Annotated in this window: 19 protein-coding genes; 14 read left to right on the forward strand and 5 right to left on the reverse strand. The window is 44.0% G+C overall.

Features of this window, described 5'->3' with window-relative positions; genetic code table 11:
• Positions 1 to 187 precede the first annotated feature (187 nt).
• The 10 genes from CWC03_RS22035 (at position 188) to CWC03_RS22080 (ending at position 9,163) form a co-directional block, all read left to right on the forward strand.
• The gene (locus CWC03_RS22035; RefSeq protein WP_138583673.1) at positions 188 to 688 is read left to right on the forward strand and encodes a hypothetical protein; all 501 of its coding nucleotides are present in this window, start codon (positions 188 to 190) and stop codon (positions 686 to 688) included.
• Complete coding sequence (locus CWC03_RS22040) at positions 681 to 893, forward strand: helix-turn-helix transcriptional regulator (protein ID WP_045988593.1); 213 nt, start codon at positions 681 to 683, stop codon at positions 891 to 893. Before CWC03_RS22035 ends, CWC03_RS22040 begins: the two co-directional genes overlap by 8 nt.
• A 214-nt stretch (positions 894 to 1,107) precedes the next feature.
• Positions 1,108 to 1,959 carry a substrate-binding periplasmic protein gene (locus CWC03_RS22045; RefSeq protein WP_138583674.1) on the forward strand — a complete coding sequence of 284 codons (852 nt, stop codon included), beginning with the start codon at positions 1,108 to 1,110 and terminating at the stop codon, positions 1,957 to 1,959.
• A 298-nt stretch (positions 1,960 to 2,257) separates the two neighbouring features.
• On the forward strand, positions 2,258 to 2,848 hold the full coding sequence (gene betI, locus CWC03_RS22050; protein ID WP_138583675.1) for a transcriptional regulator BetI: 591 nt from the start codon (positions 2,258 to 2,260) through the stop codon (positions 2,846 to 2,848).
• 1 nt (position 2,849) lies between these two features.
• Positions 2,850 to 4,313: a betaine-aldehyde dehydrogenase gene (betB, locus tag CWC03_RS22055; RefSeq protein WP_138521338.1), complete on the forward strand. Its 1,464-nt coding sequence runs from the start codon at positions 2,850 to 2,852 to the stop codon at positions 4,311 to 4,313.
• A gap of 9 nt (positions 4,314 to 4,322) precedes the next feature.
• Entirely contained in the window at positions 4,323 to 5,990 is a 1,668-nt protein-coding gene (gene betA, locus CWC03_RS22060; protein ID WP_502705379.1) for a choline dehydrogenase, read from the forward strand.
• 151 nt (positions 5,991 to 6,141) lie between these two features.
• Complete coding sequence (locus tag CWC03_RS22065) at positions 6,142 to 7,359, forward strand: BCCT family transporter (protein ID WP_138583677.1); 1,218 nt, start codon at positions 6,142 to 6,144, stop codon at positions 7,357 to 7,359.
• 12 nt (positions 7,360 to 7,371) lie between these two features.
• On the forward strand, positions 7,372 to 8,073 hold the full coding sequence (locus CWC03_RS22070) for a TorF family putative porin (protein ID WP_130165587.1): 702 nt from the start codon (positions 7,372 to 7,374) through the stop codon (positions 8,071 to 8,073).
• A gap of 101 nt (positions 8,074 to 8,174) precedes the next feature.
• On the forward strand, positions 8,175 to 8,558 hold the full coding sequence (locus CWC03_RS22075; RefSeq protein WP_138583678.1) for a VOC family protein: 384 nt from the start codon (positions 8,175 to 8,177) through the stop codon (positions 8,556 to 8,558).
• A 296-nt stretch (positions 8,559 to 8,854) separates the two neighbouring features.
• Positions 8,855 to 9,163 carry a cupin domain-containing protein gene (locus CWC03_RS22080; RefSeq protein ID WP_138583679.1) on the forward strand — a complete coding sequence of 103 codons (309 nt, stop codon included), beginning with the start codon at positions 8,855 to 8,857 and terminating at the stop codon, positions 9,161 to 9,163.
• A gap of 32 nt (positions 9,164 to 9,195) precedes the next feature.
• On the opposite strand, the gene CWC03_RS22085 is transcribed toward CWC03_RS22080, so the two are convergent.
• Complete coding sequence (locus CWC03_RS22085; protein ID WP_138583680.1) at positions 9,196 to 10,131, reverse strand: LysR family transcriptional regulator; 936 nt, start codon at positions 10,129 to 10,131, stop codon at positions 9,196 to 9,198.
• A gap of 122 nt (positions 10,132 to 10,253) precedes the next feature.
• On the opposite strand from CWC03_RS22085, the gene CWC03_RS22090 reads away from it, so the two are divergent.
• Genes CWC03_RS22090 through CWC03_RS22100 form a run of 3 tightly spaced genes read left to right on the forward strand, consistent with a single transcriptional unit; the run spans position 10,254 to position 14,169 of the window.
• Positions 10,254 to 12,248 carry a ligand-gated channel protein gene (locus CWC03_RS22090; RefSeq protein WP_138583681.1) on the forward strand — a complete coding sequence of 665 codons (1,995 nt, stop codon included), beginning with the start codon at positions 10,254 to 10,256 and terminating at the stop codon, positions 12,246 to 12,248.
• Positions 12,248 to 13,339: a PepSY-associated TM helix domain-containing protein gene (locus CWC03_RS22095; RefSeq protein WP_138583682.1), complete on the forward strand. Its 1,092-nt coding sequence runs from the start codon at positions 12,248 to 12,250 to the stop codon at positions 13,337 to 13,339. The genes CWC03_RS22090 and CWC03_RS22095 overlap by 1 nt, the downstream gene beginning before the upstream one ends.
• A gap of 2 nt (positions 13,340 to 13,341) precedes the next feature.
• Entirely contained in the window at positions 13,342 to 14,169 is an 828-nt protein-coding gene (locus CWC03_RS22100; RefSeq protein WP_138583683.1) for a DUF4198 domain-containing protein, read from the forward strand.
• Positions 14,170 to 14,244: 75 nt separating this feature from the next.
• Here CWC03_RS22100 and CWC03_RS22105 read toward each other — a convergent pair whose 3' ends face one another.
• The 4 genes from CWC03_RS22105 to CWC03_RS22120 form a co-directional block, all read right to left on the reverse strand.
• Positions 14,245 to 15,324 (reverse strand): DNA topoisomerase IB, encoded by a 1,080-nt coding sequence (locus tag CWC03_RS22105; protein ID WP_138583684.1) that lies wholly within the window; start codon positions 15,322 to 15,324, stop codon positions 14,245 to 14,247.
• 90 nt (positions 15,325 to 15,414) lie between these two features.
• Positions 15,415 to 16,947: an ATP-binding cassette domain-containing protein gene (locus tag CWC03_RS22110; RefSeq protein WP_138583685.1), complete on the reverse strand. Its 1,533-nt coding sequence runs from the start codon at positions 16,945 to 16,947 to the stop codon at positions 15,415 to 15,417.
• A gap of 291 nt (positions 16,948 to 17,238) precedes the next feature.
• Entirely contained in the window at positions 17,239 to 17,994 is a 756-nt protein-coding gene (locus CWC03_RS22115) for a DUF3307 domain-containing protein (protein ID WP_138583686.1), read from the reverse strand.
• Between the two features lie 38 nt (positions 17,995 to 18,032).
• Positions 18,033 to 18,641: a hypothetical protein gene (locus CWC03_RS22120; protein ID WP_138583687.1), complete on the reverse strand. Its 609-nt coding sequence runs from the start codon at positions 18,639 to 18,641 to the stop codon at positions 18,033 to 18,035.
• 315 nt (positions 18,642 to 18,956) lie between these two features.
• On the opposite strand from CWC03_RS22120, the gene CWC03_RS22125 reads away from it, so the two are divergent.
• Entirely contained in the window at positions 18,957 to 21,089 is a 2,133-nt protein-coding gene (locus CWC03_RS22125; protein ID WP_138583688.1) for a winged helix-turn-helix domain-containing protein, read from the forward strand.
• The last annotated feature ends 13 nt before the right edge of the window (positions 21,090 to 21,102 follow it).

Raw genomic sequence — 21,102 nt, forward strand, 5'->3', positions numbered from 1 at the left:
TAACTTCTGGCTAGAGTGATATTACGCTTTTGAACTTACGTATTTTAGTATCTTAACTAACTTCTTACCCCGAGCTCAGGCTAGTTATTTAAACTTGACTTAAAGTAAAAAATATTTGACTTTAGGTGGGTCAAAGTTTACGCTTTTAATGTAAAAAATACTTAACTTTGAGTAAAGTGAGGGTAACATGGAAAGCAATAATAGGATTAAAGCGTTTTTAGACTCGTTGAGTTTCCGTGACTTAACGATTGCGATAGAGTTTTTGGTAACAGGTTATATCTTGTATTTTTATTTGGGCGAAATAACAGCGGCTACAGAGCAGTTGCGTCAAGATCCTAGTTGGGTATCAGGATTGTTGCTCAAGGTGATTGTTATTTCTATCGTGACATCTATTGCAGGTCAGCTGCTACTAAGCTTTGTTAGCGATAAAGATATGGATAAGCCGTTAGATGAGCGTGAAAAGTTGATTGCGCTATCGGGGTGTAAACCAGCCTACTGGGTGCTTCAGGTTGGTGTGTGTATCTCTATTTTCCAGTATTCAGCCGAAGCACAAAATTGGTCGCAAGCGCTTCCTTTTGAACTACCATTTGCACCACTTCATATTTTAGTGATTGCATTTTTGCTGGCTGAATTGGTCGGTTATGGAACCCAGCTCGTCAAAGCTCGTTTGGGGGTTGTGTATGGCTGATTTACCAATAAAAAACAAAATCAGAATGCTACGTTTTATGAGCGGTGAAATGACCCAAAAAGAACTTGCTGAGCGGGTGGGTGTCACAAGACAAACGATTATGGCCATTGAGGCTGCCAAATATTCTCCTTCGCTTGAAGTCGCCTTTAAAATAGCGCATGTATTTAATGTCTCTATTGAAGAGGTATTCGAATATCAGCCGTAAAGTGCCAAAACAAGCGTGATGTAAAGGGGGTTTACGTCATGCTTATTTGCTTCTGTGAGCACCGATACGTTTTTTGATTTAAATAGTTTAATTATCAGGCATTGTGTTCTAGGCTTTAGGTAAATATATTGTTACTACTAAAGATAGTGCCTATGCAATGAACTGAGTCGTCATGCTATAAGGCTGATTGTCATAGACTTGCTCACGAGGTGTCATGGTTAAGCAGTACATATCAGTGAATAACTTGATTTGCATGGCTATATTGGTGTGGGGCTTGGTAATTCCCCCTGCCAGTGCAAGCGAATGCAGTAAAACGGTGAATATCGGCGTTGTTGCCGATTGGCCACCATTAACTGTATTTGATGAGCTTGGACCTTGGGGCCTAGACGTAGACATTGCCGAGATGGTGTTCCAGCACGTTGCCGTGTGTACTACTTATATTCGTCTCCCTTCCAGCGCTCGCACTTTTGAAGAAATGTCAAAAGGAGTGATAGATGTCGCAGTAATGGTTAGCTACACTAAAGATAGAGAAGCATACGGAGATTTCTCCCTGCCCTACCGTTTTGAACGTATGCGATTATTTTCTTTATCACCTCCCGCAACGCTTGCCGATCTCGCTTCATTACTAAAGCAATCGAAGACCATAGGGTTGAGCATCGGATCTTACTATGGAGAGGAGCTTGGTAAGCTTAAACAAGACCCCCGCTATAAAGAGCAGTTTGTGAGTATTGCCAGTGCGCAGCGGCGGGTTGAAATGTTAATGAAAGCGCGCGTTGATTTTATAGTGGATGATATGATCACGGGGAACTATTTTATCAAAGAGCGAGGACTAGACGCTGCACAGGCTTGGCCTTACGTGATACATGACAACCAAGTACATTTTTTGCTGCGTAAAAATGTTTTTAGTGCGAGGCTGAAAAGCAAAATTGATGAGGCGATCGTAGCGCTAAAACCTAAGATTGAATTGTTAGTGGCGAGTTATCAGTCAAACGCGTCTTTTGGGGTTTCAACTGTCTCAAATCGGTTCCCCGGTTACCAGTTGTTACCGCTTTCAAATCTTAAGTAGCAAGGATGTTTAGTCTTACTTAGTTCCCTCATTTGGTTCGGTTTTGACTATTTTCTAGTCAAGCTAAGCTTAGTCAAATTATTACATCAAAACGGTAAATTATCGCAAATACCTGCAAAATCTCAGATTTTTTAAAATTTTTTAAGATTTTTTGTAATCCTTTAAAACCCCTTAGCTATCATGGGATTAACCTAGGTACAAACGTCAAAAAATTGGCTTTTTACAAAAAGTCAACCTTGAAGTCTTAACTTTATCACCCTAAGCTTATTTTAATTGAACAGTCAATTAATAAAAAGCTATGCCAAAAGTCGGAATGGAACCTGTTCGTCGTCAGCAGCTAATTGACGCCACTTTAGAGTCAGTTGCCGAGTTAGGATTACAAGCAACCACTATTAATAGTATCAGTAAACGGGCCGGTCTCTCATCAGGGATCATCAGTCACTATTTTGGTGGTAAACAAGGCTTGATTGAAGCAACCGTGCGCTATCTATTAAACAACTTGAAATACAGTTTGTTGGACAAAACCTACGGTGGTTGCAGTGCCACGCAGCGACTCATGTATATCGTAGAGGCTAACTTTGCCATGGTACAGCAGCAGTCAAATACGACGCGTACCTGGTTGAGTTTTTGGGCGCAATCTATGCACGATGACGAGCTTCACCGACTACAGCGCGTTAACAGTCGCCGTCTGCAGAGTAACTTAGCGACTTCATTTGCTGCCTTTATGTCTCGGCCTGAAGCAAAAGAAGCGGCTGAGCTTGCCGCCGGTATGATTGACGGGCTCTGGTTAAGAGCTGTACTAAGCAAAGCTGACCATCATGCGTTTCATCATAGCGAAACGCTCGCAAAACGCTACATTCAATCACTTATTAAGCAGTTTGGAGGATAATGTGACAGTCCCTGTATATCAAAATTTTATTCATGGCCAGTTCTTGGCAAACCACTCAGGCGAAAAGTTTGCAGTAAAAAATCCAGCAACGGATGAAGTGATCTACGAGGTAGAGGTTGCTGATAGTCATGTTCAGCAAGCTGCGATTGAAAGTGCCAAAGCGGGCTTTGCATTATGGTCAGCGATGGCGCCAATTGAGCGTAGTCGTGTTTTACATAAAGCGGTATCTTTGCTGCGCGAGCGCAATGATGAGCTTGCCAAGATTGAAGTGTTAGATACAGGTAAGCCTTGGCAAGAAGCGGAATGCGTAGACATTCAAACAGGCGCTGATGTGATTGAATACTTTGCAGGGTTGGCTCCCGCTCAAGTTGGCACTCAGCAGCCTGTGGCAGGTGACTTTTTCTATACCCGCAAAGAGCCTCTGGGGATTTGTGCTGGCATTGGCGCGTGGAATTATCCACTACAAATTGCGTGTTGGAAATCAGGGCCCGCACTTGCCGCTGGTAATGCTCTCATTTTCAAGCCATCGGAAGAAACACCACTTGGTGCAATTAAGCTGGCCGAAATCTTTATTGAAGCCGGTGTTCCTGCGGGCGTGTTCAATGTAGTACAAGGTGCCGCTGAGGTGGGGCAATGGCTTACTACCAGCCCTGATATTGAAAAAGTATCGTTCACCGGTGAAGTGGGTACTGGCAAAAAAGTAATGCAAAGTGCGGCAAGCAACTTAAAAGAAGTGACGATGGAGCTAGGTGGAAAGTCACCGCTTATCGTCTTTGAAGATGCTGATATTTCTCAAGCGATAAGCGCCGCGATGTTAGGTAACTTCTACACCCAAGGTGAAGTGTGTACTAACTGTACCCGCGTATTTGTACAGCGTAAGGTTTATGATGCCTTTTTGGCCGAGCTAAAGCAGCGTACTGAACAAAATATCATCGCCGGCGATCCGCTCGATCCAAACGTAAATCTTGGCGCCCTAATCTCAAAACAGCATCACACACTGGTGATGGATTACATTGCAAAAGGCAAAGCTGAAGGCGCAACCTTACTTACCGGTGGTGAGGCACTTAGTCCTGAAACGGCACCAAACGGCTACTTTGTTGCACCGACTGTATTTATCGATTGTCATGATGACATGACCATAGTGAAAGAAGAGATCTTTGGTCCAGTGATGTCGGTATTGGTATTTGATGACGAGGAAGAAGTCATTCAGCGTGCAAACAACACCCACTTAGGTCTGGCTGCGGGTGTATTTAGTAAAGATATTCAACGTGCACACCGTGTCATCCACCAGCTAGAAGCTGGTATTTGTTGGATCAATAGCTATGGCAACTCACCCGCTGAAATGCCCGTTGGAGGCTATAAGCAGTCGGGCATTGGCCGCGAAAATGGCATCGAGACGCTAGATCAATATACTCAAACTAAGTCTGTGTATGTTGGTATGAGCGATATTGAAAGTCCATTTTAATCGAGGAGTATGATGACTGATTTTGATTATATTATCGTAGGTGCAGGCTCTGCAGGCTGTGTGCTTACAAACCGCCTATCGGAAAATCCAGCGCACAAAGTACTGTTACTCGAAACGGGTGGTAGCGATAAGAGCATTTTTATTCAGATGCCAACCGCGCTATCTATTCCAATGAATACCGATAAATACGCTTGGCAGTTTCATACTGAGCCTGAGCCGTATTTAGACAATCGCGTTATGCATTGCCCTCGCGGCAAGGTACTCGGTGGTTCATCGTCAATCAATGGCATGGTGTACGTTCGAGGTCATGCAAAAGACTTTGATGAGTGGCAAGACCACGGTGCGCAAGGTTGGGATTATCAGTCGTGTTTGCCTTACTTCAAGCGCGCTGAGTCTTGGTATTTAGGTGGCGATGAGTACCGTGGTGAGCAAGGTCCGCTTGGTACCAATAATGGTAATGAAATGGCAAACCCGCTCTATCGTGCATTTATTAGCGCAGGTGAGCAGGCCGGTTATGCGTTTACCAAAGACTATAACGGTGAGCAACAAGAAGGCTTTGGACCAATGCATATGACCGTCAAAGACGGTAAACGTTGTTCATCAAGCCGAGCATACTTAGACCCAATTAAGCACCGTAGCAACCTGACTATTGTAACGGGAGCACTGGTACAAAAAGTACTGTTAGATGGTAAAACCGCTACAGGCGTTGAGTTCAGCGTGAAAGGAAACCTGAAAAAAGCGAATGCAACGAAGGAAGTGATCCTAAGTGCAGGTTCAATTGGTTCACCACATTTATTACAGTTATCTGGCATTGGTGATAAAGAAGCGTTGACAGCCGCGGGCGTTGAAGTAAAACACCATTTACCTGGGGTTGGCAAAAACCTTCAAGATCACTTGGAGTTTTATTTCCAATACAAGTGTAAGCAGCCTATCACCTTAAACGGCAAGCTAGGGTTAATTTCTAAAGGTTTAATCGGTGCAAGGTGGTTGCTTAATAAGTCCGGCCTAGGTGCAACTAACCACTTTGAATCTTGTGCCTTTATTCGCTCGAAAGCGGGCGTTGAGTGGCCAGATCTTCAGTATCACTTTTTACCCGCCGCTATTCGCTATGATGGGAAAAGTGCCTTTGATGGTCATGGTTTCCAAGTTCATGTTGGCCACAATAAACCAAAGAGCCGTGGTGAAGTAACGATTAAATCAGCAGATCCAACGGTGGCGCCTAAAATACAGTTTAATTATCTGGCAGAACAAGAAGACATTGAAGGCTTTAGAGCTTGTGTTAGGTTGACTCGTGAAATCATTGAGCAAAGTGCGTTTGATGACTTTAGGCAGAGCGAGATCCAACCAGGTGAACATATCCAAACCGATGAAGAGATTGATGCCTTCGTGCGTCAAGCGGTAGAGAGTGCTTACCACCCTTCTTGTTCATGCAAAATGGGTGAGGATGAAATGGCGGTTGTAGATTCACAAACCCGTGTGCACGGTGTAAAGGGGCTACGCGTTGTGGATTCATCTATTTTCCCGACCATTCCAAACGGCAACCTCAACGCGCCGACTATTATGGTCGCGGAAAAAGCAGCGGATATGATTTTAGGCAATTCGCCACTTGCCGCTGAGGGAGCAAACGTTGCTATGACGCAAAACTGGCAACAGGTTCAACGTAGTTCGGAGATCTAGTTTCGCCACTCGTATGGGAAAGTTCGTGCCCCATATGAGACCTGCAGTGGCATGCAGTGCAAATCGTTTGCACTGCATTAATGCGGGAATAATGTAAATAAAAACAACGGAGAAAAAATGAGTTACTTCTATCAATTTTGGGAGGGTGACAATGACAGTATGGCTTAGTGCAGGCATCATTTTCACCCTATTGGCAATTGCCTTTATTTTATTGAAGTGGGGGAATTTACAGTGCGTTGGTGTTACACCGGTTAAAACGTTCACTTTTATTGCAATCTTATTTACTTCTGGCCTAGACGTTGGCCTCATCATGTTTCCGCTTACGGAGTTTGCGGGTTACGCAGACATAAAAGCAAGCCCAGAGTATGCATTTACTAATCCGCTGGCCATAGAGTTTGGCTTTTGGGGATTTTTAATCTGGGGTTTCTACTTTCTTACGTGCTTTTATTTCTGCGTAATAGAGCCCAAAGTGAAATTTTTTGAAATTCCTTGGGTTAAATTCATTAATAACCTAGTTATTATCGGTACATGTGCATTTACTGCATTCTTATTACTGTCTAACCTACCTTGGTATTTACCTAGTTTAGGCGATGGTGAGTCGATTATTCCTAGTTTCTATCTGATTGTGTTTGCGGCGATCGCCTTTGCGGTTTATTCAAGCACTAGCCTTAAGTACGTGCGTTTTTTAAGTATCACAACAACATGGGTATTTATCGGTTTAATTGCCTTTATGTGGGCGTCTGCGTTTGTCTTTGGTGACAGTGCAATGTCGAGTTATACCAATAACTTGGCGCTGATCGGCGGTTACTTTGCCAATATAGAACAGTTTGTGTTGCCACTGAATGACTATCACGAGTTCTATCTATTCTGGTGGTTTGCGTGGAGTATCATGATAGGGCAATTCACATCGCGTTTTGTCGGTGGCTTGAAAACTTATCAAGTGCTAGCGGCGATGTTGATTTTCCCATCTATTCCAATTGCAGCATGGTTTAGTGTGCTTTATCACTATCATGAGGCTGGGATCCCTACTGCGGGTATTAAAAACTTTGCAATGGTCTTTGTGGGCGTGGTGTTTGTAATCAACTCACTCGACTCTTTGATCCGTTTATATACAGATAACCTTAACCTTACAGTTAGCCGTTTAGGAAAAAGAAACTATATTTTATTTAATATCGTGGCGTTATCACTGCTTACGCTGTTATTTAAACTAAACTTTTTACAGATCCAATGGGTTGGTGCGTTAGTCATAGGCTTGTTCTTCTCATGTTTTGGTTACATTGCATATAGTAAATATAAAACCGTGAGCAAGATTGATAGCTCGCCAAAAGACAATCTTATCGACTTTAGAAAAATTGAATCAGTAAACTAGGGATACAACTACATGACAACTTTAAAGAAAACACTTTGTGCACTCCCACTTGTACTCGCCTCTAACTATGCGGCGGCAGACTGGTCTGCAACGCTCACAGGTGCATCTGACTATACCTTTAACGGTGTGAGCCAAACGCAAAATGATCCAGCTCTACAAGGCAGCATCGATAAAGCCTTTGCTAATGGCGTGTATGCTGGGAGCTGGGCGTCTAACGTCGATTTTGGTGATGACACGGATCTAGAGTGGGACTTTTATGTTGGCCGCTTTATCGAGCTGAACCAAAGCTGGAGCCTCGACTATGGTATTGCTTACTATTCTTATCATGGTGGTGACAACTCAAGCGATGGTAACTACCCAGAGATCTATACTAAGTTTGGTTACGCGAGTGAGTTTGGCCAAACTGAGTTTAATTTTTGGTACAGCTGGGACTATTTCGGAACCGAAGCGGGTCACACTATTGCGATGGTAGCACATACTTTTGAAATTGCAGAAGGTCATGCACTACGAGCAAGCTTTGATATCTCCAATTCATTGGATGGCGATAAATATACGTGGGATGGTAACGATAAATCTTACAATCACTATCGCCTTGCTTATCAAACGGCATTTAAAGGGTTTGATATTGAAGTAGCGGCTGAAAATACGAGCTTAGATTGGGATACGGCTGATGAGCGTATCGTACTTTCTGTGTCGAGAACATTTGATTTGTAACTCGTATTAAGATGCGGTGATTGTAATACCAGCCTAAGCTAGGCTGGTATTTTTTTGCTTACAAGGCACAATGATTCAGTATTGTTATAAGGATGATGATTATGGATCTTAACCAAGTTACCCTGCCCGTTGACGATATGAATGCAGCTTGTCAATTCTATCGAACGCTAGGTTTTATTCAAATTGTTGATACACCTCACTATGCTCGATTTGAATGCCCTGAAGGTAATGCAACCTTCTCCTTATCGTTAGAAACGCCTCCTATCAATAATGGTACGGTTATTTACTTTGAACATGAACAGTTAGATGAGTGGGTCACTGAGCTTGAGGCCCGGGGTATCATATTTGAGCAACTGCCGACAGAGCAGCGTTACTTGTGGCGAGAAGCCATACTGTTTGACCCCGCAGGGAACAAGATCAAATTATACTGGGCTGGTGAGAATCGACTGGATCCTCCTTGGCGTGTGGAACTTAAAGGATTTTAGTAAGTTCATTCTTGTTTATTTAATGTTAAATTTTGTTTTACAAACATTGTTAATTTGTGTAACTTTAATGTTGACTGTACAACTGGGTAAGAAGTCCGAGTGGAGTCGCTTAAGTTAGGGGGTTTTCACTAATCGCCTGATGGATTGTTTTGAAAGATTGAGAACGACGTATTGAACATTTCTACAGATCAAGTTGTACCATTCTCCCAATTTGCCGTTACCAGATAAACGGATGTGCTGTTGCGGCAAATTATTTCTCTATCATTGACTAATTGCTAGACCCAAGTTTCAAGCCTATGAACTTTCTAAAAGATATTCCAGCTGATTTAACCGAAGAAATTTTTGAAACGGTGCTGTCTCATCCAAATATTCGTATTGAACGGATAGTATCGAACGGTCATACCTCTCCAAGCTCTGGATATTACGACCAAGACGAAAACGAATGGGTACTGGTATTAAAGGGCTGTGGCGAGCTAACCTTTGAGGATGGTAAAACGGTTACCTTACAGGCGGGTGATAGTCTTAATATTCCCGCACATCAAAAGCATAAAGTAAGTTATACAGACACTTCAAAACCAACCATTTGGCTCGCTATTTTTTATTGAATTTTAAAAGGTAGCAAAGCCAAAAGTCAGTCTTAGATAAAACTAAAGTCGCCAACAAACACTTGGTTATCGTTGGAAACTTGGGTAAACCACTCTTTTAGGCTTTCAATTGCAGCGGTTGTTTTTGCCGCAACGGTATCGCGATGCGGCGTCACGGCATATACGCTGTATTCTCTTAATGACCACTCAGCACATAACCTTTTTAGCCTACCTGATGAAAGGTGGTGCCTAATTTCTGGTTCAGGTAATACCCCATAGCCGATGCCATCTAGCGTGAGCTGAATGCAAGCTTGCATATTATTCACCATAAAACGGGCTGTTGGCAGCGCCACTTGCTGATGAGTTTGTTGATTGCTCAAATGATAGGGGTTTTGTTTGCTACTCGAATGACCAATCAAAGCGTGAGGCGCTAAGCTTTCTGGGTGCGATATATTGAGTTGTGCCAGTGGATGATGGCAACTGACACAGGGGATTAGTTGCCAGTCAGCAAGGTGACGGGCGATAAGGTTTGAGTCCTGTAAAGGGCCTATACAGATAGCTAAGTCGACGCCTTCAGTGATGATGTCGATGGGTTCGTCAGTTAAGATCAAATCGACTTTTATTTGTGGAAACTGCTCACTCAAGTAGCGCAGTGGCTTACTGAGTAGTCCTCCTCCAAACCCGATGGGGGCAGAGATCTTCAATATACCAGATGGCGTATGCTGTAATAACTCAAGTTCATGCTCCGCTTGCTCCGCAGTTTGCAGTATTTGTATCGCGGATTTGTAGTAGATAGAGCCCGCTTCGGTGAGCGTGAGGCTACGAGTGTTTCGATTAAATAAACTTAGGCCTATGTCTTGCTCTAATTTGCTGATCTGCTGGCTGACTGCTGAGGTGGTCATATGCAATAAGTCAGCGGCTTTACTCATACTGCCAGCTTCTACCGTTTTTGCGAACACTTTAAGTCCGCGAGTCAGTTTCTGATTCATTGTTAAGACCTGCTTAAAATACCTTTAAGAAAAACCGCATTGCTCCAAAATACGCAATCATCATACCATTACAAATGAAAATAATTGTTATTTATCTTGTATTCTATCATGGAGGTTTCTCGATGTTGATGGCCTGTCGTAGTTTGGCGCCACTCTCTTTAGCTGTTGCAGCTGCCCTGCCTTTTTCTTCACTTGCACAAAGTGATGCAAAATCAGAAATAAAAGAAGAGGTGGAAGTGATCGTCGTATCCGCTTCTGGATTTGAGCAACTGCTAAAAAATGCGCCGGCGTCAGTTAGCGTTATCAATCAAGAAGCGCTACAGCAGCGCTTTTATCGAGACCTGACCGATGCCATGACAGATGTCCCCGGAGTTGTAGTAACTGGAGGCGGAGACAGGGAAGATATTAGCCTTCGCGGCATGGGCAGTCAGTACACGCTTATTTTAGTCGACGGGCAAAGACAAAGTTCGCGTGAGACTCGGCCAAATAGTGACGGCCCAGGTGTTGAAGGTGCATGGACGCCTCCTGTTGCTGCCATCGAACGTATCGAAGTTGTGCGCGGGCCTATGTCTTCGCTGTATGGCTCTGATGCAATTGGCGGCGTAATTAACATTATCACTAAAAAAACGCCTGACGAGTGGCATGGAGAAGTTAGAGTTGACGCCACCAGCCAAGAAAACAGTCGCTCAGGTGATATTTATCAGGCAAATTTCTTTGCCGCGGGCTCGCTAATCAAAGATACCTTAGGGGTACAAATTTACGGCCAAACTACGCACAGAGACGAAGACGAAATCGTGTCTGGCTTTAGAGGTCGCGATGCAGATACGCTGAAGGTAAAACTGGCCTATACGCCATCAGATGAACACGAATGGTTATTGGATTATGGTATTGCCTCACAAACGCTTGATGCAACGCTAGGTAAAACGGTGGCAACGCTTGCGCCAGGTGAGCCGTGTGGCCGCCGTGGTTGTCCTGAGTCCACTACAACCGAATACGATAGTGAGTCAATCTCTTTGACGCATAACGGTTACTGGTCATTTGGTAGCTCTCGTAGTTACTTAAAACATGAAGAGTTTGACAATAAATCCCGTGAGATGACGGTCAAAAACGTAGATTTCCAGTCTCTTTGGACGTTACCGCTTCGTGAGTCTCATACTAGCTCAATCGGTGTTGCTTATCTTAATGAAGATTTGACCGACAAAACCAGTAACCGCATTAGTGACTTGCAGCAAGTCGACAACGATCAGTGGTCGGTATTTGCTGAGGATGAGTGGCGTATCGTTGAACCATTTGCCCTGACTATAGGACTACGCTACGACAAAGACGGTAACTTTGGCGGCCATGTTAGCCCGCGCTTATACGGTGTTTATACTGCATCAGATGCGGTGACGGTTAAAGGTGGGATCTCAACCGGCTTTAGAGCGCCTAACTTGCGTCAAAGTACGGCGGCGTGGGGCCAAGTGAGCCGTGGTGGCAATATTTATGGTAATCCAGATTTAAACCCTGAAACTTCGATTAACTATGAGCTAGGCGTGTACGTTGAGCTTGCTAAAGGGATCAGCACCTCAGCAACGGTATTCTATAACGAGTTTGACGATAAAATTTCACGGGTTTCGTGTCCACTAACTCAATGCACGGACGGCCCTAACGAGTTTGGCTCGTTACCGACAACTTATGTCAACGTTGATGAAGCCGTAACCCAAGGGGGAGAAATTAGCTTCTCGGGTCAATTGACGGAAAAACTAAAGCTTAGCGCAAACTATACCTACACAGATTCGGAGCAAAAAACCGGAGTGTATGCAGGTAGCCCATTAAACCAGTTACCTAAACATTTGTTCCAAACGTCGCTTAATTATCAGTATTCGGATGAGCTAAACACGTGGTTACGCTTCCATTATCGTGGTGAAGAAAGCCAGCCTGTAACAGGGCCTTCGCAAAGTAGCTTAGTCGCACCTTCGTACAACCTAACCGATTTAGGTGCAAATTATCAGCTGAACGAAGCAATTAAGCTTGGATTTGGGATTTACAACCTCTTCGATGAAGAAATTACTGAAGCAGAATACGGCTACTTTGAAGATGGTCGTCGCTATTGGGCTTCATTGGCGTGGAGCTTTTAATGACACGAGTTCGCTCAGCGGCTAAGTCGTCGAATCGGCGACTTAAAAAGCTGTTTGATTGGCGCACTTGGCATTGGATGAGCTCTGCTGTGTGTTTGGTGGGAATGCTGCTGTTTGCCGTGACTGGGATCACCTTAAATCACGCAAGCCAGATAGAAGCTGCACCTACCACATATGCTAAAGAAGCGGTGCTGCCAAGTGCTCTGTTGACCCAGCTTAACGCGGCGGCAGAGCAAACAGCGCTGCCACGCAGCTTTCAATCTTGGTATCAGTCACACACAGGTGCGGCGTTACCTGCACTACAGCAAGTACAGTGGAGCGAGTACGAACTGTATGTTGCGCTGCCAAGAGCTGGTGGCGATGGCTGGTTTAGCATTGCTCTTGATAGCGGTGAGTTTTATCAAGAGATCACGGATCGTGGTTGGGTATCATACCTTAACGATCTTCACAAAGGACGTAATACAGGATTTGCATGGCGTATGTTTATTGATGTGTTTTCAGTAGCTTGTGTAGTGTTTTCACTCACAGGCTTATGGCTTTTATACAAGCATTCTCGAGGAAGAAAGTCGACTTGGCCGCTCGTCGCAGCAGGCTTTGTATTACCTGTTTTAGTGCTGATGGTACCCGCGCACGCTAAAGCTGATGAAGTTGAAATCACGATCCCGCGTTTAAACGTCGCGGAATATCACCCACCTTATGTCGCAGTATGGCTGGCGGACAGCAAACAACAGCGAGTTGCCGATATTGCCGTTTGGTATGACGTTAATATGGCGGATAAAGAAGGTGAAAAGTGGCTAAAAGACTTACGCCTTTGGTGGCGTAGAAGCGGCCGTAGCCTATCCATGCCTGTAGATGGCGTGACTGGTGCGACAAGGCGTCCAGGTACAGCAAAGATTGATTTAACCCCTTGGCGCGATGAGTTTAAAGCTTTACCTGCGGGTGAATACACGCTGTTTGTAGAGGCTGCTCGTGAGCTTGGAGGTCGTGAAGTATTGAAACTGCCAGTGACCTTACCTATCACTGCACCTGTCACTGTGATTGCAGAAGGTAAATCTGAACTCGCTACAACAATTTTAACAATGGAGCCTTAATCGTGAAAATCTCAACGTTAGTATCTGGTGTCTTAGTTGCCTTAGCCGCATATAGCCCATTAAGTGAAGCACACCGAGTATGGATCAAGCCAAGTACCACCGTGGTGTCTGGTGATAGCGAATGGATCACGTTTGATGCAGCCATCGCCAATGGGATCTTTAACCCAGATCATTATGCTTATCCACTAGAGCGTCTATCAGCACTGTCTCCTTCTGGAAGCAAGGTTGAACTTAAGAACGCTGCAAAACTGAAGTATCGCAGTGTGTTTGACATTGAGCTCAATCAGCAAGGCACTTACAAAGTGTTTAATCAAAGTCGCTCGCTGGTGGCGCGCTGGACTGATGAAAACGGTAAAAAGCATTACTGGCCAGGACGCGGAAAAATTGGCTCAGTAGAGGCCTTTAATAAAGAAGTACCGAAAACGGCAAAAGATTTAAGTGTGACTGACGTTGCAAGACGATTAGAAGTATTTGTAACTTTGGGCGCACCAAATAACACTGCGCTTAAGCCAATCGGCAAAGGGCTAGAACTAAACCCGGTAACTCACCCTAATGATTTGTACACCGGTGAACCAATTACCTTGCAGTATACGATGGATGGTGAACCTGCCAAGAGCGCAGAAGTGGTAGTGGTACGTCAGGACGAAAAGTACCGTGACAACAGTCAACCAAGCAAATATACAACGAATGCCAAAGGTGAAGTGACGCTAACGCTATCTGAGCCAGGCATGTATTGGTTTGAAGTGGAATATGAAGACGACAGAGCACAAGCACCCGCCACAAAGCGTGCCGGCAGCTATGTCACGACCCTCGAGGTACTACCGCTTTAACTAACCGTCTCCATGTGGTTTGAGATGTGCAGTCGTCTCAGCCTATTTTATTTAGTGGTCATAACAGAGACGCCACTAAGTGCCCAAAGGGGGAGGCGTTCCTTCCTCCCCCTTTTCTTCTGTTAATACCTTCACGATGAAAGCTTCACAATCGCTGAGCGAGCCATCTAACTGCCAAAAGTCGTTACTAAAATCAGGAACCATTTGATTTTGGCTGAGTTCACATAAATAGTTCAGGAGCTTGGGGTGGATATAGTAGTCTCGACAGACTTTGGGTGTATTGCCAAGTGCCTTTGCTACCCGTTTGATTAGATGGGTATCAAAACGCTTTCTTTTACTACCTTCAACCTCCATTGCAACGTCAAATGCGAACTGTACCGCTAACCGAGAAGCTACCCAAGTGCGGTAATCCTTACTGGTAAATTCAGGGCCGTGTAGCGTGTGGATCTGCGTGTTGACATCATCACTGGTTAAATCGTGCCATCGCCCTTGGCAATGATATCGAAATATCCCATAGCCAGTTTGTACAGCGGATTCACTAATAAACTGACAAAGTTGTTCGTCGAATACGTCAACTTTTCTTTGTTTACCGTGTTTTCCCTGAAACTCAAAAGTTATCCCTATCTCGTTATGTTTCAGGTGCTTGCGCCTTAATGTGGTTAGACCACAAGTGTCATTGTGTTGATAGTAATGTTGATTACCAATACGGATCCCTGTGGAATCAAGCACCATAACAGCAAGTGCGGCAACTTTTTCTTGGTGCCAATTATCGTGTTTTAGCTGCTCTATACAGCGCGTTCTTGCTTGTGGTAGCTGTTTTGCAAACTGGGCCATGCGGGTAAATTTAGCTTGTTGTTGGATGAGTTGATAGCTTGGATGATAGATATATTGCTTTTTACCTTTACTATCGAAACCAACGGCTTGCACTTTATCAAAAGCACAGGCGCTGATTTGAACCTGCTTCCACATCGGTGGGATCACCAACTGTTTTATTCGCTTTTTGATCACCTTAGAGCGAATGGGGTCGTTGCTCGCATCTAAATAGCAAAAACCACGGCCCCACTTTTTTCTGGCAACCTCTAAACGATTACATTCGTGAAACTCAGATTGAATACCCTTACAGTCCACATTATCTCCAGTGACAGAATGTTGCATAGAACTAGAAATGCAAATCCCAAACCAGAATTTAATCACCTGAAATACTTTACTTTTTTATCTTAGCCTAAGAAGTAATTGGTAAATTTTTCATGATGTTGTTAACCTTATTGCTTCAAGTTTACTGAGCTGACCACAAAAGTACTCATTATGAGAGACCAGCATAAATCCACAGGGAAGCTGATTAAGCATGGCCGCAAACTCTTCTTGTGCTTCAAGGTCGAGGTGATTATCCGGCTCGTCAAGCAGTAAAAAGCCTTGCAGTTGCACTGCCAGCACGATGGCCGATTTCATTCTCTCGCCACCACTGAGGCTCGAGATAGGCCCTGAAATCTGGTTAAGTTTTAGGCCCACGCTTGCAAAGCTGGTGATGATATTATGATGTGGTGTATCAAGTAAGCGCTTGGCAATATCTAAAACGCAAGGACCCTGCTCAAGCCAAGCACAGTGCTGATCTAAGTAAACACATGTTGCTGGGCGCTGAATTTCTCCGCGCTTTAACTCTAGCTTACCCGCAAGGGTTTTAAGCAAGGTCGATTTACCGATACCATTTTCTCCAATTACTCTGAGCTTTTGTGTTGTATCCGCAAAAAGGTTCAGTGTATTTTCCGGTCCAAAGCACAGTTCGGCTTCACATAAGCGGATCTTTTCTTTCGCTCCATGAGCGGTATTAAAGTGAAACTGCTGTTTGTTTTCTCGATAGTACACTGCACTTTTCTTAATGTTATCTTGAGCTTTTTGAATTTTATGGGTTTGTCCTGCATGTCGTTTACTTCCTCGGTCAGACTTAAAGTCAGTAATCAGTTTACTTTGGCTACCAGCGCGTACTTGTGCTTTTCCTTTATTCGCCTGCCGTTGATGTTGCAGATCCGCTGCAATCATGGCTTGTTTAAGTGCTTTTTGTGCCGCGCGATTTGCCAAATGTTGCTGTTTTTGTCGAGCTTGAGTTTGAAGTAGCGTTTCTCTAAAGGCGTCAAATCCATGTGAGTGATGAGTTAGCTCCCCCTGTTTTATGTGCAGTATATAGTCGGCTGCATCTAATAAAATAGGATCGTGTGTGATGGCAACCACACCATGTTTGTGGTGCTTTAGTCGCTCAGCCAGCCAGTACTTATTGTTGCTGTCCATGTGATTGCTCGGCTCATCCAGTAATAGGATTGCAGGCTGAGATTGCAGTATCTCAATATAAACTCGCATTCGCTTTCCTGGACTAAGCTTTGTAAAGGGGGTTTCCAAAGTGAGTTCTAGCGGCGCAAGTGTTGCTTGCCAAGTTGATTCTAACTGCCAATCATCTGAGATTAATTCAAAATCGTACCCAGAGGCTACCCCCTGGTGGGCTCGATGCAGTGCTGCTAGCTTCTCTTTAAGCCCTAGTAGTTCAGAAACGGTAGCAAAGTGGTTAGTTGCATCTTGTGGGAGATAAAAGCATTTCCCATGACTTTGGCGCTCGCCCGAGGTTAGAGGTTGTTCACCGGATAGGGCTTTGAGTAAGTGTGATTTGCCCGCCCCATTAGGGCCTGTTATCGCAATAAATTGTCGCTCTATTGTTAAGTCGACATCGCAAAATAAACATTGACCATTTGCAAGTGTCAAGCTTGCTTGTTTTAACTGTATCCAAGGCATAATTACTGCTCCTTGTTGCAGCAGTGCAAAAGGCTAAAGGCACAAAGACTCGTAAAAGCTGTAAACAGTAAAATAGAAAATGAGAGTCTATAGATTAGTCTGAGAAGCCTCAACGATAACCATAAGCTTTGCACTGGAAATTAATAATAAGTTCGTCAGTTACAAAGGGCTTAGTTATTCATTGTGATGGCAACTCCTAAAGAGGAAATAAAACGAATAGAGGCAAATAATTAGCGCCTGCGTTTATTTTGCAGGCACTAGATTAAATGTCAAGGCACTGAATGGATTAAATTACAATTGAATGGGCATAAATGGTTTGATGAAGGCGCCGACCACAAGGGCAAGCAACACACTAACAAGCGTGCCCAACATCACGTATTCGGTGAGCTTTCTGTCTTGGCTTTGGGTTAGATCGCCAAAGCGAAACACCGATTTAGCGGCGAGAATAAAACCGATAGCAGCCCAGCTATCCAGTAACACACAGCTCAGTAGTAATACGCGTTCAAGCTGACCGATTAAACTTCCTGCTTGCGGCAGGCTATCAAGAGATGAATTATTGAGTTGCCAACGCTCAAGCAGCATGCTGGTGAATATCGATGCGGGATGCAATACCATTAAATAGCCCACAACTAAGATTAGCAGTTGGACATTGGCAAAAGGCTTGGCAAAGACACTGAGTGCAATCTCAGGCTCTGCAATTTGCCAAGTGACGACCACTAATATGGCAATATGTGCACATTGGTCTAGCACAAAAGGAATAACTCCCTTGCTAGAATAGGATTTAGCTAAGTCGATACAGTAGTGACTAATACCTACCGCTAGCGCAAAAAGCAGCGCATTCCATTGTGCTCCCCAAAACAAAGTCGACTGCCAAAGTAGGATGATTGCAAGTGCAGCCCCACTATGTGCGACACTATGCCACAGCAACTTGATGGACTTATAGTGACGGGTATTTCTATCATGTACCCAGCTCATAGGTTGGATGTAAAAATCAGTGAGTGTGTGGCCTATTACTAACCACAATAACAACACTTGCCATTCGTTCATTAAGTCCACCTCGTGATATTTAAGCGTTGAGCATTCGACTATTGGTGTGAGTGCGCAATTACTAAAAATTGATCTAATAAAGCATAGTGTGCGCTATTGAGTAACTTAGTCACATTCACCCGACTGGTGTTGAGTTGTTTTGCAATATCGGCATGGCTCAACTTAGGGTGTGAAATATGAATAAAAGCGGCCTCTGCTTGTTTATGGGTTAAGTTCGAAAGTAACAAATCCACAAATGCTAGGTTTAGTGCAAAGTGGGCATTGCTGTCATTGTTATATCTGAGTCTTGCTTGTCCTATTGTGTCCAACCCTCGGCCCGCTAGTACCAGCGCAGCACCTGTTGCGGTTGATAAATCCGCCGCTGTGATATTGACTTCACCGACTGCGAGGCTGAGTCTGGCATCGCTATGTCGGCTAATTAAAAACAACCGTAGCCGTAACGCCACATTGAATAGTTTCGTCGCGTCTTGCAACACAAGCTGAAAGCCGTCGCCGCGGTAAAAGCTATAATAGCCCTGCTCTACAGCTGCTATATCAGCTAAGTAGTCCTTTAATTCACTTTGTAGTGTTGTAAGTTGCAATTGGGACAGTGATTGGGAGCCGACAATGTCTGCTGTGATCACCGCGCCTTGAAATAGTGATGTCATATAAGTAACTTAATTTGGTTACATATCGATAAGTAACTAATTTGGGTTACATTTATTTTGGTATAAAGCTGGATAATAAGCAAGCAGTCGGTAAGGTTTGTTCGCTTTAGCAGTATTTTACCAAAGCGAACGCAGGTATGGAGGCAGACAAAGCTTCCGTGTATGTGAGAAATAGACGTTTATTAACTGTCCTTAAGCTTACAGCTTGATAAAGCTTAAGTTTTTGATTTTGTTTATTTTTACCCTGTTTGTCCTTATACTGATAATTATAATAATTGGCATCGTTAGCGCGTACGCTAGGCATATTGGGGGTTTATGGTAGAACAATATTGGGTTGGTGATTTTTTTGTTGACCTAACTCGTAATCAGATTTCACATCACGGTGAATGTCAAACACTTGCACCAAAGGCTCTGGCGGTACTCACTTGCTTGGCTCAGAATCAAGGCAAAGTGATGAGCCTTGATTCTTTGCTCGATACAGTATGGCCAGATACGGTGGTCTCTCCTAATACTTTGCAGCGTAGTATTGCGCAATTAAGAAAGGCGCTTGGGGACGATGGTAAGGTGCAAGGTTATATCCAAACGCACGCTAAAAAGGGGTATAGCTTAGAGTGTGAAGTACGTTGGGAGGGGCAAACTAAAAAACTGACGAATGCTGAGCCACTATTAGAGGTGATACCAGAGCCAGAAGTGCAACAAGGTAAACACCTAAATCAAAGTCAGAATAAAAATAAACCCATTCTGTATGTGTTTGTTTTACTGGTTGTAACTATGCTGCTTGGAGCCATTAGTTATCAATATTTTTCCATAAAAAAGCCTTCTCCTCTGACTTTTGATAGCCTACGTTTATTGACCGCAACTGACGATAAGGAGTTTGATGCGAGCTACTCTCCGGATGGTCAATACATTGTTTTTCACCGCTATTTAGATAAGTTTTGCGATAATAAGATATGGGCAAAAAAGGCGGATACCCAGCAAGAGCTCCTGCTCACCGAGAGTTTTGGAGCATACGGCAGGCATAGTTTCTCAAAAGATGGTGAGCAGTTGTTGTTTTTGGCTACCGACGCTTGTAGCGAGCCCGCTACACAAAAGCGCTGCTACGACCTTGTAACACTTGATTTTACTAAAGCATTGAAAAGCCCTCAGCAGCCAAAAGTTATTCTCCGGTGTAAGAACTCAGTGGTTGATAAGCCTATCTGGCTGAACAATGGCAATGTGGTATTGAAACAAAAACAAGGCGAGCGCTGGAAACTGATAAATTACTCCATTCATGACGAAAATAGTATCGATCTTTATACCGTAGAAGACGGTACGTTGATTGATTACGCCTACTCTCCTCAAGATGATTTAATCGCGGTAAGTAGTATTCATGCCGATGGTTTACATTATATCGATATGCTGAAACCCGATGGTGAGTTGATCTCTAGCCATCAGATCCAGCGGCCGCCGGAAATTACTAAATTTCATGATATCTACCCAAGTTTTGACCCACTTAATCAGCAATTGATGTTTAGTACCGGACGTCAGCTATTTAGTCTGACTTATGAAGGACTTGTGAGTAAAATTCAATTACCGTTTTCAGATCGAATGAGGCAGCCTGAATTTCGCCCTGATGGCAAAAGTGTACTGATGATCAAAGGGCCTTATGACGGTGATATCGTCAAATTACCACTGACACAGTTAGCACAAGGCGCTCAAACATATACCAGCTTTGCGCGCACCAACCTTGGTGAAGATCAGGCTGTTTTTCAGCCAGATGGAAACTTAGTGGCATTTTGGTCGGAGCGTTCAGGTACTGAACAGGTGTGGTTAAGCGATGGCAATAACACGCGACAACTGACTAACTTCCCCTTAGATACTTTCGTTCGCGGGATCCACTGGGCTGAGGATGGGCAGAGCATATTAGTCAGTGCTAGTGGTGTACTGACACAAATTGCTTTAGATGGTGGCTTAACATCTTACCCACACGCCTACCCTGTTTTACGCTTATATCAATGGAAAAGTGCAAAACAACGTGCGCTAACACAGATTCGGGTAAAGGGAGAAATGAAGTTAGCTGCTTATGATTTTGATCAACAATCGTTTGAAATACTGACGCAGCAACCTGTGCTGTGGGCACTTGAAAGTGAACACGGTAAAGTTGTGTATAAGGATAGACTTGATCAGTTTTGGCAAATCGGCGCTGTTGAACCTCAGCGGATCAGTGCACTAAACGGCCAAGGCGAAAGAGGAAAATCTTTTGTAATGCGCGGCAATGTGATTCACGGCGTCAATGAAGACAATCAACTATGGTCCTATGATTTAGACAAAACGTCGTTTACTATACTCGGCGAAGTGCCTACCAGTGTCGACTATCTCACCGACATTAACGATAACGATGTACTATTGATAAATCGAATATCGGCCAAGAAAGAAGTGGTGGAACTGACTGTCTCTAGTAAAGAATAAAATAAGAACACAA

The sequence above is a fragment of the Pseudoalteromonas sp. S2755 genome (assembly GCF_005886535.1).
In the GTDB taxonomy this organism is placed as follows: Bacteria; Pseudomonadota; Gammaproteobacteria; order Enterobacterales; family Alteromonadaceae; genus Pseudoalteromonas.

Excerpts from the sequence above, each read along its gene's own strand:
- CWC03_RS22115 (WP_138583686.1), bottom strand. The coding sequence starts at position 17,994 with ATGAACGAATGGCAAGTGTTGTTATTGTGGTTAGTAATAGGCCACACA.
- CWC03_RS22045 (WP_138583674.1), top strand. The coding sequence starts at position 1,108 with ATGGTTAAGCAGTACATATCAGTGAATAACTTGATTTGCATGGCTATA.
- betI (WP_138583675.1), top strand. The coding sequence starts at position 2,258 with ATGCCAAAAGTCGGAATGGAACCTGTTCGTCGTCAGCAGCTAATTGAC.
- CWC03_RS22120 (WP_138583687.1), bottom strand. The coding sequence starts at position 18,641 with ATGACATCACTATTTCAAGGCGCGGTGATCACAGCAGACATTGTCGGC.
- CWC03_RS22095 (WP_138583682.1), top strand. The coding sequence starts at position 12,248 with ATGACACGAGTTCGCTCAGCGGCTAAGTCGTCGAATCGGCGACTTAAA.
- CWC03_RS22090 (WP_138583681.1), top strand. The coding sequence starts at position 10,254 with ATGTTGATGGCCTGTCGTAGTTTGGCGCCACTCTCTTTAGCTGTTGCA.
- CWC03_RS22035 (WP_138583673.1), top strand. The coding sequence starts at position 188 with ATGGAAAGCAATAATAGGATTAAAGCGTTTTTAGACTCGTTGAGTTTC.
- CWC03_RS22075 (WP_138583678.1), top strand. The coding sequence starts at position 8,175 with ATGGATCTTAACCAAGTTACCCTGCCCGTTGACGATATGAATGCAGCT.
- CWC03_RS22125 (WP_138583688.1), top strand. The coding sequence starts at position 18,957 with ATGGTAGAACAATATTGGGTTGGTGATTTTTTTGTTGACCTAACTCGT.
- CWC03_RS22065 (WP_138583677.1), top strand. The coding sequence starts at position 6,142 with ATGACAGTATGGCTTAGTGCAGGCATCATTTTCACCCTATTGGCAATT.
- CWC03_RS22110 (WP_138583685.1), bottom strand. The coding sequence starts at position 16,947 with ATGCCTTGGATACAGTTAAAACAAGCAAGCTTGACACTTGCAAATGGT.
- CWC03_RS22085 (WP_138583680.1), bottom strand. The coding sequence starts at position 10,131 with ATGAATCAGAAACTGACTCGCGGACTTAAAGTGTTCGCAAAAACGGTA.
- CWC03_RS22080 (WP_138583679.1), top strand. The coding sequence starts at position 8,855 with ATGAACTTTCTAAAAGATATTCCAGCTGATTTAACCGAAGAAATTTTT.
- CWC03_RS22105 (WP_138583684.1), bottom strand. The coding sequence starts at position 15,324 with ATGCAACATTCTGTCACTGGAGATAATGTGGACTGTAAGGGTATTCAA.
- CWC03_RS22070 (WP_130165587.1), top strand. The coding sequence starts at position 7,372 with ATGACAACTTTAAAGAAAACACTTTGTGCACTCCCACTTGTACTCGCC.
- CWC03_RS22040 (WP_045988593.1), top strand. The coding sequence starts at position 681 with ATGGCTGATTTACCAATAAAAAACAAAATCAGAATGCTACGTTTTATG.
- betA (WP_502705379.1), top strand. The coding sequence starts at position 4,323 with ATGATGACTGATTTTGATTATATTATCGTAGGTGCAGGCTCTGCAGGC.